The sequence below is a fragment of the Altibacter sp. HG106 genome (assembly GCF_028561755.1).
Classification (GTDB): Bacteria; Bacteroidota; Bacteroidia; order Flavobacteriales; family Flavobacteriaceae; genus DFVG01.
Map to the genome: position 1 here is coordinate 347,659 of NZ_JAQQTD010000003.1, position 15,065 is coordinate 362,723.

The following is a 15,065-nucleotide window of genomic DNA, read 5'->3' on the forward strand; positions in this document are numbered from 1 at the left end:
TTTATACATTCAAAAAGCAACATGAGGGTAGCCATGATCTCTTGAGTATTCGAAAGCTTTCATCTTTGAAGTCAGGAAATTAAGGTGTAATAATAATCGCATTCCACCATCTCAAAGCCATTGAAATACCCCGTATTGGGTATTTCACAGCATACGACTATTTCTACCTTGTGATTGCTAATTCGCTTATTATGAAAATCGCATTATTGATAACGGCTTTTATTTTTTTTGGAGTGCATGAAATTTTTGGTCAGAAATCCATAGAAGCAATTGATAAACTTGCTATTCAAGAAAAAATAAGCATCTCGAAAAACAATGACTCGGTACCCGGTTTACAACCATTTTTAAAAGGGCTTAGGGCACAAGAGGTGTCAGAAACCAAAATCAATGGGAAACTGGGCTTTGGGCTTACATTAAAAAACTCTCAGAATCAGGACCTGTCCGAATTTCGTGTCAGTGCGGAAGCAAGCAGAGGCTTCTTTCCAGGAGAATTTGAGTTTGAATCCTCCTTAAACGTTCAGGTACGAGATGGGGTCTTTATCGAAAATTTGTCTACCCTCGCAATGTCTTATGATCATCACATTGGCAATGAATTACAATATGAGTTTTATTCCTTTATTAGACGTAGTTCGAATAACTTTCTGAATATCGATCAGCGATATGAAGTGGGGGTAGGACTGGTTTGGAATGCCTATCTCTCCGGAAGCAGCCTTGTGACAAAAGAAGATAACATCAACAAAGAAAATACTTCACCAGAAAACAAAGAGAAATTAATTTCTTCGGAACGAAAAAAAAGGCTAACACCAGCGGGAGCAACCAAATTCAATCAACTGCGTTCCTTTGAATGCAATAACGAACGAATTGGAAAAAACCCATCGGAAGCATTTTTGTCATGCTGTAGCGAGAACGTTTGTTTTAAAGGAGGTCAAGGCTTGTTGACAAAAAAAGAGATAGTCGCGTTTCGCAATTCGATGCGTCGGTCTGTACTTTCTGTTATAAAAGAAGAAAGCAAAATTCGCTTTTCAATGCTTGCGGGAATAAATTATGAAAGTGAACGCACTAGCGATTCTCTTCAATTGAGATATACGGATACAATCTTTGAAAAACGCTCCTTTGATCCCGTAAATTTGGTTCGGGCAGTGATAGGGTCTGGGCTAGAATTAAAAATTGACAAATTCAGTCTGAAATCGAAATGTTATTTTAAAGTAGGTGTTTCAGACGGCGCCCTGGAAAACGAAGTTAGCGAAGGTCCATTTTCTAATAAGCGAGTGGATTATCGTTTAGAGTGGATAACCAGCAGCAGTCTTAAAATAAGTGAAAATATAAGCTTAAAAGGCACATTGTTATATACCCACATTAATGCTCCGAGGCGTGCCTATTTTACCGTAGTGGGCGTTGACGACCTTCAATTGTATCAGGCCGCCAATCGGTTCTTGAATTTTCAATTAGGTTTTGAATACAAGCTGTAAGAAACAGGGGCGATTTTAGCCTGAAACATTGCTAGCTAAATACTGTTTGCAAGACTTCTAAGGATTTGGGTTGTTTGAAGTTTTCAACATGCAACTGGTAATATTCCAAAAGCCAGCTTAGAGCCTCTTTACGCTGGGTTTTGGACACTCGAACGTTGCCCACATCTTCCCAACTTAGATCGTTATAGGCCAAAATGCATTGAACAGCTTCCCGCGTTTTAATGGCGTGTCCAAATTCCTGCATCTGAAATGATCCTTCCAACATGTTGAAGTAGGGCAACTGCGCTTCGGAAAAATCTGGGTAGAAGCCCAAATATGCGGTAAGTTTCAGCAGGAATAGAATCGGAAAATGCGTGCTTTTTGAACTGACATCCAATCGCAATAGCGATTCCTGTAAAAATTGGAATAAAGCTTCATTGGCTTCTTCCTCTTTTATGCTGCTTTTAAGGACTTCGGCTAAAAACAAGGTAACCGAACTTTTTATCACATCGGTATGCAGACTTTGATACGGATAGGCTACCTGAGCTTCGCGAATCCGTTCTAAGGTGCCTTTATCGCGGTGGACGGCATCGATATTGAGTTGTGTAAGCGGTTGGAAATAGGAGGGCTTTAGTTTTCCGCGTTTCGATTTTAGTAAGTTCCGAAGCAAATAACTTTTTAGACCCGCTTCTTTGGTGTAGCAGCTAACAATCAGGTCGGCTTCGGAATATTTTACCGCAGTTAGTACAATCGCCGGGGTCGTAACCGTCATTATCTTACAACCATAATTTTGGAGACCGTTGTTTCGATTCCGTCATCGGTGCTAATGAGCACTAGGTACACCCCTGAAGCGACACGATACTCTCCAAAGGCGGTAGTGTCCCATAACACGCTTCCTCCTTCACTAGTGGTTTCAAAGACTAAATTCCCTTCAATATCGGTGATTTTCACATTGGCATTAGAAGTTAAGCCGTCGATAGTCACATTTCCTGTAAATCCTGGCCGCACCGGGTTGGGAAACGCATATACATTTTCGAGGTTGTCACGAGGCGCCGTTGCTGTTCCATCGTAGGCTACGAGGCCATTAGCAGTGGCAAAATACACCCGACCCGTAAAATTATCGATATCGATATCCTGCACATTATCGCTGGGCAGAGGTGAATTGTCCTTGGTAAAACGCAATAAGGTCTCCTGCCCATCCGAGGAGAGATAAAACACTCCCGAGGTGGCGGTTGCGATCCACTTATTATTACTGCCGTCTACTTCAATATCAGTAATCGATTGCTGAAAGAGTAGTTCTTGCGGCACGCCGTCTTCTAGAATGATAATTTCTTGGGCATCGGTATTGGCACCTTCCTCAAAAAAGCCACCCACGTTGAACAAAACGCGCAGTCCTTCGAGGGTGCCGATCCACAACCTACCGCTATTGTCAAACTGCAAGGCTCGAATGTTGGGGGATGGCAGGTTTCCGCTTCCGGTTCCTTCAGAAATACTATTGAACGCGCCCGTATCGGGATTGTATCCTATCAATCCACTTTGTGCTGTTCCGAAGAACACCAACCCTTGATCATTTACTTTTACCTCGGTAAAGGCCAGTTCATCTTCTCCGGTAATGATAGCACTTACGTCTATCTTGGTGAAACTATCTCCCGGGCCCACGCGAATAAGCCCGTCATTCACCCGCGACTGTGTAACCCACAGGTTTCCCTGATTGTCGTAAGAAGCGCCAAATAAACGTATTCCCGCATCCGGATCGTCAAATGCGAGTTCGAGCGGACTATTTGTTTCGTTGAATAAAACACTGGGCGTTTGCTCCTGAATTTTAACCAGTCCCTTCTGAAAAGAGCTCATATAAACTTCAGATGTATTCTCTGGATTGATGGCAACGCGTACCAGATCGTTGGCGTTAAAGACCTCTTCTACTTCGAGGTTGGTCCAAGTGTCTTCCACAAGGTTACTTACGCCACGGAAGGTTAGTGGAAAAGGATTAAAGGTTACCGAGACTTCTCCAAACACCACCCAAACCTGTCCCGGCGTGACATCCAGCGCAAACGGAGTATTTAAAATAGGGCCGTCTGGCAAAATCTGCTCGGTACCGGACCCGCTGAAAGGAGCTCGTATCATCCCTTGAAATTGTGTTCCTACATAAAAGAAATTATTAAAGGCGATCCCCGAAATAAGTTCGTAGGGCTCAAAGTCAGGAAATGAAGTCGTAGCTCCCAAGGTCTGAAAATTGAGGTCGAAGGCCTGCACGCCGCGATTGGTGGTAATGGATAACGCCTCTTCGGTGGCTTCAAAATCTACTACCGTAGAAAAACTTCCTACTTGTTCGAATCCGGTGCCGGGCGCATATCGAAATACGGCGTCGTTCGACCGCAATAAATAGAGCTGCCCTCCAATCTCTTGCGCGCCTTTGTAGGCACTTGATTGAAGGGGGGTCCATTCCTCAAAATCAATGAGATCGTCATTGGCCACTTCGGCCTGATAAATTCCGCCATCGGTGGAAGCTGCATAAATAAATGGCTCTACCACGGCTGTTTGTGCAATATTGATTTGTGAGCCCAAAGGCCCAATAAAATAGCTGTCTCCAAATTCCAAAGCGGCCAGATCGAACACTGAAATTCCGTATTCGGTGCTAATGTATGCCAGCCCGTTGTATTCATTAAACTGATTAATGCGCTTTCTATCCGGAGGAATGCTGGGCTTGTCGAGAATATCCACCACGGTAAATACGTCTTCTTCCCCATCCATCACCACTTCTATGAGTCCGTTTTCATAACCGATGAGCAATACGTTGAAATTCTGACTGTAATACAGAGTAGAAATTTGATCTCCGGCCAGACCATTGACGGTAGAAAGTGTTGTTATTTCTTGGGTGCTGAGGTCGTAACTAAATACCGCATTGGTAGAGGCGGCATAGACGCGGTCGTTCCCAACCACGATATCCTTCACCGTCACATAGGAGAAAAAATCAGACCAGGTGTCTTCAAAGTTCTGTGCGGAAAGCCGAAAGGTAGCCAGCACGATCAGAATACAAACGATGGGCTTCATAGGGTTTGATGACATTGCTATAATAACAAGCTAAAATACTATTTATTGCCGCAATCGTCCAATAAAAAAGGCTTCCTGTATGGAAGCCTTTCTAAGTCGTTTGTGATGCTTTTACACCACGCCTTGCGCAAGCATGGCGTCAGCTACCTTTACAAAGCCGGCCACGTTGGCACCTTTCACGTAATCAACATAACCGTCTCCGTCCTTTCCATAGGTCACACAGGCGGCGTGAATATCGTTCATTATACTGTGAAGCTTTTGATCAACTTCCGCAGCGGTCCAGCTTAATCGCAAGGAGTTTTGGGACATCTCTAATCCAGAAGTAGCAACTCCACCGGCATTAGAAGCCTTACCGGGGGAAAACAAGATCTTCGCTTTTTGGAACACTTCAATCGCTTCGGGAGTACACGGCATGTTTGCTCCTTCACTCACACACATACATCCGTTGTCAACCAAGGTTTTGGCTTCGTCTCCATTGAGTTCATTTTGGGTGGCACACGGTAACGCAATGTCACAGGTTTCATTCCAAGGGCGCGCATCTTCGTGATATTTTGCGCTTGGATACTTATCTACGTATTCTTTAATACGACCACGACGGTTGTTTTTGAGATCCATTACGAATGCCAATTTCTCATTGCTAATACCTTCCGCATCGTAAATATATCCTGAGGAATCAGACATGGTGACTACCTTGCCTCCAAGTTCGATCGCCTTTTCAGCTGCAAATTGCGCCACATTTCCTGAACCGGAAATAACGACTGTTTTCCCTTTAAAGCTCTCCCCCTGTGTTTCCAACATGTTTTGAGCAAAGTATACGTTTCCGTACCCAGTGGCTTCTGGTCTCATCAAAGATCCTCCATAGCTACGTCCTTTACCGGTAAGCACTCCGGTAAACTCGTTTCGAAGTCGTTTGTACTGTCCAAACATATAGCCAATTTCACGGCCTCCTACGCCAATGTCACCAGCGGGAACGTCGGTATCAGGACCTATATGTCTAGCGAGTTCGGTCATGAAGCTCTGGCAAAATCGCATCACCTCTGCATCACTTTTCCCCTTAGGATCAAAGTCACTACCTCCTTTTCCACCGCCCATCGGAAGCGTTGTTAAACTATTTTTAAATACCTGCTCGAACCCTAAGAACTTAAGGATGCTCAAGTTTACGCTCGGGTGAAAACGAAGCCCGCCTTTATACGGTCCGATGGCCGAATTGAATTCTACACGATAGCCTCGGTTTACCTGAATGGTACCAGCATCGTCTGTCCATGGCACCCTGAACATAATGGTGCGTTCGGGTTCTACCATGCGCTCTAACAACTTCTTGTCTTGGTACTTTTCATTCTTTTCGATAAACGGAATCACGGTTTCGGCAACTTCGGTTACCGCTTGCATGAACTCGGGTTCGTTTGGGTTTCGGTCGGCTACCGAAGCGATAAAATCTTTAATACTTTGCTTCACGAGTTAAAAATTTATAGGTATTAGTAAATTTAAGGTTCAAATACGATTTGCTTCAGAAATGAGTTTTATGTAAAGTCAAACGCCCTTAATTTGGCTTCTGAAAACGTTTTCGTTTTGGTGGCAAATATACGGGTTATGTAAAAATTAAGAGATAAAAAAACCACATAAAAACACTTAAATTAAGCATTATATTTCGCTGTTAGATATGTTTTTATATATTTGTCTCGTCTCAAATTAATCGTTTTAACCATGAATACCAGGAATTTGCTATTGGTATTTCTCCTTCTTGCATTTGCCAAGCAGGACCTGCATAGCCAGTTTGGCTTTTCTCATGAAATAGGTGTCATAACCGGTCCTGTGGTGTTCTATTCCGACTACGGACAACGGTATGATTTTGAAACAAACGCAGGGAATGTGGGCATCGGGATTGGACTAGTACACTACATCAACTTCTCTTATCGGGCAGATTGTAATTGCTATACAAGAGATACCTACTTTAATGATCATTTTAAAATTCGGTCTGAATTAGACTACCACAAAACCAATTTTGAACATTTTGGAGAGTGGGTAGATCCGGATCGTGAATCCATTACCGCCAATCAACTTCGCGCCATGAAAGGTTCCACACGGGTGATCGAACTTGGAGCACAATTGGAATATTTTCCCTTAAGCATTCGGGATTTCGCGGCTGGAGGCTTTCGGTTGGCACCCTTTGCCAGTTTAGGAGCCCACTGGGTAAATTATGATCCAGAGGTGTATTCTGAACTCGGGGATTTAGTGCTCGGGGTGGATGGTGACGGAAACCAGATTTTCAACCCGGAAACGGTTCCCGCAAAATACTTTGATTCCTTTCAGCAAGACTCAGATTCCACCTGGGCCATTGTGATGAGTCTAGGTACACGTTACAAATTAGGGCCATTGAGCGACTTGATGCTAGATGCGCGTTGGACCTATTATCTATCAAATTGGGTAGACGGTTTAAATCCTGATGTGCCTGAGAATAAAGCAAACGACTGGAATTTTTGGATCAATATAGGATATATCTATTACATCGATTAAAACATATAATTATTCCATTAAAAAGGCGCTTTTTCAGAAAAGCGCCTTTTTTTATATCGAATGGTATCTGCTCGCTAGCCAATAGCCTGTTTTAAGTCGGCTACCAGATCTTCGGCATCTTCTATTCCTACACTCAGTCGAATTAATGAATCGACTACTCCTGTCTTTTCACGTTCTTCCTTTGGAATACTGGCATGGGTCATGCTGGCTGGATGTCCCGCTAAACTTTCCACCCCTCCAAGGCTTTCCGCTAGTGTGAAGACCTTGAGCTTTTCAACGATCTTGATCGCTTCTTCGTAATCATTTCCTTTGGTGACAAAAGAGATCATCCCACCAAAATCCTTCATCTGGGCTTTGGCCACCTCGTGATTAGGATGCGAAGGCAGTCCCGGCCAATACACCGCTTCAATCTTTGGGTGATTCGCCAAATATTCTGCCACCGCCTTACCATTTTCGCAATGACGTTGCATCCGTACATGTAAGGTTTTTAAACCGCGCAACATCAAAAAGCTATCTTGGGGCCCACAGATTGCACCGCTTGCGTTCTGAATAAAATAAAGCTTTTCAGCTAAGGCTTTGTCGTTTACAACAAGGGCGCCCATCACTACATCACTATGACCTCCTAGGTATTTGGTAGCACTGTGCATAATTATATCGGCACCTAAATCTAACGGCTGTTGTAAATAAGGTGTAGCGAAGGTGTTATCGACCGCCAGTAAGACTTCGTGTTTTTTAGCAACTTCCGCACAGGCTTTAATATCGATGATGTTCATCATGGGATTGGTAGGCGTCTCCACCCAAATCATCCTGGTATTCTCGTTAATGTAGTCTTCGATGTTCTCGGCATTTTCCATTCCGATGAAATGAAACTTGATCCCAAATCCTTCAAATACCTGTGTAAACAATCGATAGGTGCCTCCGTACAGATCGTTGGTGGAAATCACCTCATCCCCCGGTTGTAAGGTTTTTATCACCGCGTCAATAGCGGCTAAACCACTTCCAAAGGCTAAGCCATACTGCCCGTTTTCAATACTCGCCAGTGCACGCTCTAAAGCAGCTCTGGTGGGGTTTCCGCTTCGGGAATACTCAAACCCTTTGTGGCCCCCAGGAGTGCTCTGAGAATAGGTGCTTACTTGATAAATGGGAGGCATTACCGCACCGTAGGCGGGATCTACATCGTGTTGACCTCCATGGATTGTTTTCGTGTTAAATTTCATAAAATCTGTCTTCAGTTTTTTTCCTAGAACAAAAGTACTATAATCCTTTCTGAATGTGAATTCTGTTGTATTTTTAACGTATGTTTGAACGAATAAGCCTCTTATTTCTACTGTTACTGTTATTGGGCTGTGCAGACCCTGCCCCCTTGTCGTTTGAGAACCTTTCGTTTTCTGAAGAAGAGTTGGCAATGTGTACTTCGGTGGCCTGTCCTGAAATTTCGTTACAGTACATTCAGGCGGAAGGGTCTGATGATCTGGCCAATCAAATCAACCAAGAGGTGGAAGCGTTGCTCATTAATGCCTTGCACATTGGTGATCCGGATGAGCCTATTACAGCGACCCATCTTTCCGAAGCGGCCCAGGAATTTGTGAACACCTACCGGCTGCATGTCGCTGAGTTTCCCGACATGCCAGCTGCGTATGCGGTTGAAGCCACGATTTCGGAGCGATTTCAGAATGACCAATACCTGTCCTTGGAAGCAAACGTATATACCTATACCGGTGGCGCGCACGGGTATGGAAGCACCTCCTTTTTGCTATTTGATAAGGCCCTGGGGACCTCCATTTCATTTCCGGAGGTGATCGCTGATTGGGAGGCTTTTGAAGCGTACGTTGAAACAGCGTTTCGAAAGGCCTATGAGCTCTCAGCAGCAGATTCGATTAACGCCAACGGCTTTTGGTTCGAGAAAGACCAGTTTTATATTCCTAAAAGCATCGGGTTCACTTCCGAAGGTGTGTTGTTAATTTACAACCCCTACGAGATTGCTAGCTACGCGGAAGGTGCCATCGAGCTATCACTTCCGTGGAAAGATATTGAACCTTACCTAAAAACCTCTTCCTTATGAAAAAGATATATTATTTAGAAAGTTGTGATACATGCAAACGGATCATAAAGGAAATCGACCTTCCGCAAGCCTTTATTAAACAGAACATTAAAACAGAAGGCATCACAGAAGAAGAATTGGAAGAGCTTTACAACTTGGCCGGTAGCTACGAAGCCCTATTCAGTAGGCGCGCGCAACGGTATCGCGAACAAAATTTAAAAGATAAAGAACTGCTAGACGAAGATTATAAAAACCTCATTCTAGAACACTACACTTTTTTAAAGCGTCCGGTGATCGTCAATAACGATGAAATCTTTATCGGAAACAGCAAAAAAACCGTCGCAGCTGCCAAAGCCGCTATCCACTCAAATACTTAATTGATGAACGCCCGCGCGCTAGCCCTTCTCGCCGCGACCGCTGCCAGTGCCATATACGGACTCAATCACAGTCTGGCAAAGGGCTTGATGCCACACATTATAGGGCCCTACGGATTCATTCTGTTGCGGGTCAGTGGTGCTGCCGTGCTTTTCTGGATCCTCAGTATTTTTTATCCTTCGGAAAAGATCGACCGATCGGATGGGTGGCGCATCCTCGCTTGCGCTATTTTTGGAATGGTCCTGAACATGAACATGTTCTTTAAAGGACTACAACTTTCCACCCCAATCAACAGTTCGGTGGTGATTACCCTTACTCCGGTACTCCTCTTAATACTTTCTGCCCTTTTTCTGAAAGAACGCGTAGGTATATTGAAAATAGGCGGAATCGGGATAGGTTTGGCGGGGGCGTTGCTGCTCATCTTATTTGGTGCCGAAACACAACCGGATGCGCCTAACATTCCCCTTGGAAATGTGTTGTTTATTGTCAATGCTTCCTCCTACGCCTTGTACTTGATTTTAGTAAAACCCTTAGTAGCAAAGTACAGCAGCATCACCTTAATGAAACTGTTCTTTCTACTGGCCGTTGTCATCAATCTTCCTATAGGTTGGAAGCAATTCTCTGAAGTCGCCTGGGGGTCACTTCCCTTTGATGCCATTTGGAAAATGGGCTTCGTCGTAGCAGGAACAACGGTTTTGACCTACCTCTTCAATATTTATGCGCTCAAAGTATTAAGTCCGTCTACCATTGGTGCGTTCATCTATTTACAGCCTGTCTTAGCTACCTTATTTGCCATCTTATTAGGGGTGGACCAGCTCAGCCCGATTCGCATGATCGCCGCTGTCTTGATCTTTACCGGAGTTTTTCTTTCGACGCGAAAAAAAAGAGATCCTGCATAACCTTTTGATAATGAGAATGTAAAAACTTGTTTGTACCTTGCTCTTCTCAACAACATACCCTATGAAAACACAAGAAATAGCCACGAATTTAGTGAATTGGTGTAAACAAGGAGATTGGCAACGCTGTTACCAAGAATTATACAGCCCGAACGTTGTAAGTGTAGAGCCGGGAGGCCAAACCCCTGTGGTAGAAGGAATGGAAGCCGTTCAGAAAAAAGGAGAATGGTGGGAAGAAACCTTTGAAGTACATAGCAGTTCGGTAAGTGAACCCACGGTAGCCGATAATTGGTTTAGCGTTAAATTTGACATGGATACGACGCATAAACCAAGCGGGCAACGAAGTAAAACCTCCGAAATAGCGGTGTATCAGGTACAGGATGGCAAGATTGTAAAAGAACAGTTCTTTTACGACATGCTCGACGCCTAGTTAGGCTTCTCATTCCGAAGGAAGTGACTTGGGCGTTTTCCCGTGTTTTCGAGTGTCGTCTTTGGTCAATATTCGAAACTCGGCACTTCGTTCTGCGCGATCAAAGGTGGCTAATATTTCTTTGGGTAGGCCGGTAAGCTTACGTGTTTGTAAGTCAATCCAAGCGCCCATCATCTCACAATGCGCCACATTGTTTCCGTTGTGGTCGTAGAAGTTATGCGCGAATTCGAAGTACATTCCATCATCACTCATCCCTGTGATCTCGAGGGATACTCGTAAGGGTTTCCCAGGAAATACTTCCTTAAAATAATACACGTGTTCATAGAAGACCACCGGCCCTATGTTCTGAGCCACCAAATGCCGCTGATCAAGTCCGATTTCGTTTAAATAACTCATGCGGGTATGACTCATAAAATTGATATACGCGCTATTGGCCAAATGACGATTTGCGTCAATATCACTCCATCGCACTTCAAATTGTTTTATATACATATGGTTTCTTTTTCGGTTAGGGGTGTAGTAATGATTTGCAGGATTTTTTCTCGTGTTTCTGGGGCTTTCAGGTTGTGATCCTGACCTTCGGTAATAAAGGTGCGCAGGGATTTTTTCTTCGGAAGTGCGGCATGGATTGGCGCCCAAGGAGTGATGATATCAGAAGCCTCGTGGACGACCCAAACCGGTTGGGTCACTTCTTCGAAAAAGCCTTTCATATGAATTTCCTCCCTTGGAAGTTTCAATACTGCAGCCACTTTTATATATAAATTCTGTAATGCTCTCGGGGAAAGACTTACGATCTCCTGAAAATAGTCGAAAATTGCCGCCAAACCTGATGGTGCTCCCATAATCACGTAGCGTGCTACCGGAAGATTAGATTGATATAGACGGGCGTATGCGGTCACCAGGCTACCCAGCGAATGCGCTACCAAGGTATCTACGCCGCCAATTCGTTCGAGGGCGCGTTGGGTCGCATCACGATACATTTCGATATGCAGCGATTGCCCTTCTGAAAGTCCGTGACCCGGCGCATCCAGCGCGTAGACGGTATACTCGGTGAGGTCCAATTGATCGATATAGGGTTTCCAACGATACGAATAGCTCATCCAACCGTGCAGGAACAGAATCTTCTTTGGTCCACTTCCCCAACGGTGCAGCGTACTGTCAATCCAGGGTGACGGAATTACTTCGGTGTGTGCTGTTTCCAAAAAACTGCGTCCCTCCTCCGAAACAGGCACTCGTTTTACGCGACACAACAAGTCAAAAGCGCGCTCACGACTCCATTTGGGAAATAGTGGTGTGCTCAGGCTTATCGCAGCACCTAATATCTTAGGGATTACATTTTTCATTACGATTGGATATTTTTTGCCACTAAAGTGCGTAGATGCGCAACAATAAACTGTATCGGACTACGCTTGCCTTCGAGTTTACTCATCATGATACCGCCCTCTAGACTGCCAATAACGATATGAACAAAGGCTTCGGTGTCAATATTGGACCGCACCTGACCGTTTTCGATCCCGTTAATGACCAAGGTTCTCACAGAAGTTTTGAGTTGTTGTAATATGTTTCTGGCTTCGGTCCGCAGTTCAGGAAGTCCGTCGTCCACCTCTACCGCCGCGTTCATCAAGGGGCATCCCCCTTCATAGAAGGGCGACTCCATGTATTGTTCAAAAAAAGAAAAGATCGCCTCAAACTTTTGTTCGAAATCGGGTGCCGCCTTAATAGAAGCCCCTAACCGATCAAACATCATGGTGGAGAGCTGCTGAAGGGCATGTTTTTCAAGATCGGCTTTACTTTCGAAATGCCGATAAATAGCTCCTTTAGTAAAGCCAGTGGCTTTGGTGATATCACTGATGGAGGTAGCCTTATATCCCTGCGTATTGAAAAGGTTCGCACTTTCCAATAAAATGGTGTTTTTTGTTTGCTCCGGATCTCTCATGACACAAAGATACCGGTTGGTATCTAACTTGCCAAAGTTTTTAGATACAATTGTGATTTGGTACGTACCAGACCCTTGAGGTGCCGCTATTTCGAAGCGATTCGCGGAAAACTATCACTTTGTGAGCGTACATCTATTGGAATCGGCTGTTTATTGGATCGTATTCTGAAAATATGATATGAAACGTTCATTTCATTATCCTATTGTCCACTAACGCAGGCTACGCAGTGTCACCTGCACGATTGCCTCCAAGCGATGTGCGTCGTTTTGCAAGATCCCAACGGTCTTCATTCCCTGAAGGGTATTGTAAAGCACATAGGCATATTCCCCTGCTGTCTGCCGCCCATTGATAGAACCTCGTTCCTGTCCGTCTGCTAATAATTCCTCAAAGAATGATAGCTGTTGCTCTTCTTCCAACAGCAATCGGTTTCGAATGGCGGAATCGGAATTCATTTCATGTTTCGCATGCGCGCTAAAGCAGCCCATTCCCTCCTCTCTATTGTTGATTTCCTTCACAAACCCATCAAAAATTAGGGCGATGGCTTCTCTCGGATTTCCTGCCGTCATTAAGGCTTTTTGAAAGATCGTATGACTCCGTTTTTGATATCGTGCAAGTGCCGCCTGATATAGTTGCATTTTTCCGCCGAACGTATTGTATAAACTACTTCGATTCAGCCCGGTCGCTACCGTAATATCCTGCATGGAGCTACCGTGATACCCCTGCTTCCAAAAGAGAAGCATCGCATTTTCCAAGACCTCATTGGGTTCAAAAGCTTTTGTTCTAGGCATACAATTACCGATTCGTACGCTACAAATATACTGAAACGATTGGTTCAGATAAGTTGCATTTTATATTTTTACACTAAGTGCGCAACTTTTACGATATTCGCCTTGTATGCCCTTGGTTCCATCTACATATCAACCCCCATTGCCTTTCAGAAATGCCCACTTCGCGACCATTTTTTCAGCGAAACTAAGACGCGCCCCTACCCTCATTCAGGAGCGAGAACGGTTACAATTGCCCGATGGTGATTTCATCGATATGGATTGGTCGTATGGAACCGACGCTCGTCACCTTGCCTTACTGCTTCATGGACTGGAAGGCAACGCACAACGTCCTTACATTCGGGGACAGGCCCACCATCTAAATCGCAAGGGAATCGACGTGGTTGCCGTCAACTTCAGAGGATGCAGTGGCACCCCTAACAAGCGCTTTGAGTCTTATAATGCCGGAAAGACGGATGACCTAGAATGGGTCATTCAACATATCCTGAAAGTTAAGAATTACCAGCGCATTTCGTTGATTGGATTCAGTTTGGGGGGAAACATGGTTTTGAAGTACCTGGGGGAAGGTCGAACGCTCCATAAGCAGCTGTATCGGGCTGCCGCCATTTCGACACCCCTAGACCTCCATGGCTCGTTGCAGGCCTTAAATCAATTTCACAATATTGTCTATCGCAAGACCTTCCTGAAATATCTTCGGAAAAAGTATCGGCAAAAACAACAAGCATTTCCAAACCAAATAACCGTGGCGCCACGGCATATTAAGACCCTTATTGACTTTGATGAACACTACACCGCTCCGGCGCATGGATTCTCCAGCGCCCTAGCCTATTACAACAAAAGCAGTAGTATGCACTATCTATCCAATATTACGCTCCCGGTATACCTGCTGAATGCTAAAAACGACACCTTTCTTTCTGCAAATTGTTATCCGACAGCACTTGCATCCCAGTCAAAAAACATCTATCTTGAAACCCCATTATATGGCGGACATGTAGGTTTTTACGGCCCTCAAAACGTCTACTATAATGAGCGACGAACTACTCAATTTTTAGTTGAACCTTTAGCACATATATATGAAATTTAAACTGTATCTCTTCGCACTCCTAGCGGCTGCACTCATGGTTAGCTGCGGTGATTCCAAAGAAGAAAAGAAAGAAGAAAATGCCATCACCATTGGCGGTAAGAAAGAAACCAAGAAAAAAGATGCCAACAGCGTTACTATTGGTCTTACCGGAAATGATCTTATGAAATACGACAAAAGTGAGATCCGTGTAAAGGCTGGACAAAAAGTGACGCTTAATTTTCGCCATGTAGGCAAAATGGACAAGCTCGTTATGGGGCACAATTTTGTCTTGTTAAAACCGGGAACCGATATTACCGAATTTGCGATTAAAGCGAGCGAAGCCGGGGAGGCTGAGGATTGGATTCCTGAAGATGGCGCAAACGTGATTGTTCACACCGAGATGATTGGTGGCGGACAATCTACTTCCATCACCTTTGATGCCCCGGAAGCGGGTACTTACGACTTTATCTGTAGTTTTCCAGGGCACGCGGCCTTAATGAAGGGCAAATTTATTGTAGAATAACA

16 protein-coding genes are annotated in these 15,065 nt (G+C 44.5%); 8 read left to right on the forward strand and 8 right to left on the reverse strand.

Translation table 11 applies throughout. The annotated features are described in order from the left end of the window. Positions 1 to 191 precede the first annotated feature (191 nt). Positions 192 to 1,469 (forward strand): hypothetical protein, encoded by a 1,278-nt coding sequence (locus tag PO830_RS06885; RefSeq protein ID WP_272852802.1) that lies wholly within the window; start codon positions 192 to 194, stop codon positions 1,467 to 1,469. Positions 1,470 to 1,500: 31 nt separating this feature from the next. Here the strand turns inward: PO830_RS06885 and recO are convergent, their stop codons facing one another. The 3 genes from recO to gdhA form a co-directional block, all read right to left on the reverse strand. Continuing rightward, positions 1,501 to 2,220 (reverse strand): DNA repair protein RecO, encoded by a 720-nt coding sequence (gene recO / locus PO830_RS06890; RefSeq protein ID WP_272852803.1) that lies wholly within the window; start codon positions 2,218 to 2,220, stop codon positions 1,501 to 1,503. Then, positions 2,220 to 4,499, reverse strand: a complete 2,280-nt coding sequence (porZ, locus tag PO830_RS06895; RefSeq protein WP_272852804.1) for a type IX secretion system anionic LPS delivery protein PorZ — start codon at positions 4,497 to 4,499, stop codon at positions 2,220 to 2,222. The genes recO and porZ overlap by 1 nt, the downstream gene beginning before the upstream one ends. A gap of 111 nt (positions 4,500 to 4,610) precedes the next feature. After that, entirely contained in the window at positions 4,611 to 5,954 is a 1,344-nt protein-coding gene (gene gdhA, locus PO830_RS06900; RefSeq protein WP_272852805.1) for an NADP-specific glutamate dehydrogenase, read from the reverse strand. A 249-nt stretch (positions 5,955 to 6,203) separates the two neighbouring features. Here gdhA and PO830_RS06905 point away from each other — a divergent pair, with 249 nt between their 5' ends. Further along, positions 6,204 to 7,013 carry a THC0290_0291 family protein gene (locus PO830_RS06905; RefSeq protein WP_272852806.1) on the forward strand — a complete coding sequence of 270 codons (810 nt, stop codon included), beginning with the start codon at positions 6,204 to 6,206 and terminating at the stop codon, positions 7,011 to 7,013. Positions 7,014 to 7,087: 74 nt separating this feature from the next. On the opposite strand, the gene PO830_RS06910 is transcribed toward PO830_RS06905, so the two are convergent. Next, entirely contained in the window at positions 7,088 to 8,230 is a 1,143-nt protein-coding gene (locus tag PO830_RS06910) for a cystathionine gamma-synthase (RefSeq protein WP_272852807.1), read from the reverse strand. A gap of 80 nt (positions 8,231 to 8,310) precedes the next feature. Here PO830_RS06910 and PO830_RS06915 point away from each other — a divergent pair, with 80 nt between their 5' ends. The 4 genes from PO830_RS06915 to PO830_RS06930 all read left to right on the forward strand — a co-directional run bounded on the left by PO830_RS06915 (position 8,311) and on the right by PO830_RS06930 (position 10,755). Next, on the forward strand, positions 8,311 to 9,075 hold the full coding sequence (locus PO830_RS06915; RefSeq protein ID WP_272852808.1) for a DUF3298 and DUF4163 domain-containing protein: 765 nt from the start codon (positions 8,311 to 8,313) through the stop codon (positions 9,073 to 9,075). Then, positions 9,072 to 9,431: an arsenate reductase family protein gene (locus tag PO830_RS06920; protein WP_272852809.1), complete on the forward strand. Its 360-nt coding sequence runs from the start codon at positions 9,072 to 9,074 to the stop codon at positions 9,429 to 9,431. Before PO830_RS06915 ends, PO830_RS06920 begins: the two co-directional genes overlap by 4 nt. Before the next feature lie 3 nt (positions 9,432 to 9,434). Continuing rightward, a complete protein-coding gene (locus PO830_RS06925) occupies positions 9,435 to 10,328 on the forward strand; it encodes a DMT family transporter (protein WP_272852810.1) in 894 nt (297 codons plus the stop codon). A 61-nt stretch (positions 10,329 to 10,389) separates the two neighbouring features. Next, positions 10,390 to 10,755, forward strand: a complete 366-nt coding sequence (locus tag PO830_RS06930; protein WP_272852811.1) for a nuclear transport factor 2 family protein — start codon at positions 10,390 to 10,392, stop codon at positions 10,753 to 10,755. A gap of 9 nt (positions 10,756 to 10,764) precedes the next feature. On the opposite strand, the gene PO830_RS06935 is transcribed toward PO830_RS06930, so the two are convergent. The 4 genes from PO830_RS06935 to PO830_RS06950 all read right to left on the reverse strand — a co-directional run bounded on the left by PO830_RS06935 (position 10,765) and on the right by PO830_RS06950 (position 13,480). Continuing rightward, positions 10,765 to 11,247: an acyl-CoA thioesterase gene (locus PO830_RS06935; RefSeq protein ID WP_272852812.1), complete on the reverse strand. Its 483-nt coding sequence runs from the start codon at positions 11,245 to 11,247 to the stop codon at positions 10,765 to 10,767. After that, positions 11,238 to 12,098 carry an alpha/beta hydrolase gene (locus PO830_RS06940; protein WP_272852813.1) on the reverse strand — a complete coding sequence of 287 codons (861 nt, stop codon included), beginning with the start codon at positions 12,096 to 12,098 and terminating at the stop codon, positions 11,238 to 11,240. The genes PO830_RS06935 and PO830_RS06940 overlap by 10 nt, the downstream gene beginning before the upstream one ends. Then, positions 12,098 to 12,691, reverse strand: a complete 594-nt coding sequence (locus PO830_RS06945; RefSeq protein WP_272852814.1) for a TetR/AcrR family transcriptional regulator — start codon at positions 12,689 to 12,691, stop codon at positions 12,098 to 12,100. Before PO830_RS06945 ends, PO830_RS06940 begins: the two co-directional genes overlap by 1 nt. Before the next feature lie 210 nt (positions 12,692 to 12,901). Then, complete coding sequence (locus PO830_RS06950; protein WP_272852815.1) at positions 12,902 to 13,480, reverse strand: TetR/AcrR family transcriptional regulator; 579 nt, start codon at positions 13,478 to 13,480, stop codon at positions 12,902 to 12,904. Between the two features lie 106 nt (positions 13,481 to 13,586). Between PO830_RS06950 and PO830_RS06955 the strand changes: the two genes are divergently transcribed. Together PO830_RS06955 and azu are read left to right on the forward strand one after the other, a co-directional pair. Next, complete coding sequence (locus PO830_RS06955) at positions 13,587 to 14,561, forward strand: YheT family hydrolase (RefSeq protein ID WP_272852816.1); 975 nt, start codon at positions 13,587 to 13,589, stop codon at positions 14,559 to 14,561. Then, entirely contained in the window at positions 14,551 to 15,063 is a 513-nt protein-coding gene (gene azu / locus PO830_RS06960) for an azurin (RefSeq protein ID WP_272852817.1), read from the forward strand. Before PO830_RS06955 ends, azu begins: the two co-directional genes overlap by 11 nt. The last annotated feature ends 2 nt before the right edge of the window (positions 15,064 to 15,065 follow it).